The organism is Trinickia sp. Y13, assembly GCF_029522115.1.
Classification (GTDB): Bacteria; Pseudomonadota; Gammaproteobacteria; order Burkholderiales; family Burkholderiaceae; genus Trinickia.
Genome location: NZ_JAKWFK010000051.1, coordinates 1 through 737 on the forward strand (window position 1 = coordinate 1; position 737 = coordinate 737).

General features: G+C 68.5%; 1 protein-coding gene. It reads left to right on the forward strand.

The features are described from left to right. On the forward strand, nt 1-737 hold a 737-nt coding region (locus MMB74_RS27325), incomplete at both ends, for a GTP-binding protein (RefSeq protein WP_277431714.1).

Sequence of the window (737 nt, forward strand, 5' to 3'; positions counted from 1 at the left end):
TACCGCTACTTCGCCACGGCGCGGCGCAAGTTCATCATCGCGGACACGCCGGGCCACGAGCAGTACACGCGCAACATGGTGACGGGCGCCTCCACGGCGCACGCCGCGATCATCCTGATCGACGCCACGCGCGTGAGCAAGGATGAGGCAGGCCGCACGGTGCTGCTGCCGCAAACCAAGCGCCACAGCGCGATCGTGAAGCTGCTGGGCTTGCAGCATGCGATCGTGGCGATCAACAAGATGGATCTGGTCGATTACAGCGAGACGCGCTTCAACGAGATCCGCGATGCATACGTGGAGCTGGCGCGCCAGTTGGGCTTGGCCGACGTGCGGTTCGTGCCGGTCTCGGCGCTCAAGGGCGACAACATCGTGCAGGCGAGCGAGCGCATGCCGTGGTACGCGGGCGAGCCGTTGCTCGATCTGCTCGAAGCGCTGCCGGTGACGCTGGCGGCGGGCGAAGCGCTGCGTTTTCCGGTGCAGTGGGTGGCGCGCCAAGACGGGGCGAGCGCGGACGACTTCCGCGGCTACATGGGCCGGGTGGAAGCGGGCGAAGTGCGCGTGGGCGACACGATCGTGGTTTTGCCGGCGCAGCGCGAAGCGACGGTGGCCGAGATCATCGCGCCGGTGCCGGGCGGCACGGCGCAGGTCGATCGCGCGTTTGCGGGGCAGACGGTGACGATTCGCCTGGCGCAGGACGTGGACGTGTCGCGCGGCGACACGTTCGTGGCCGCGCAAGA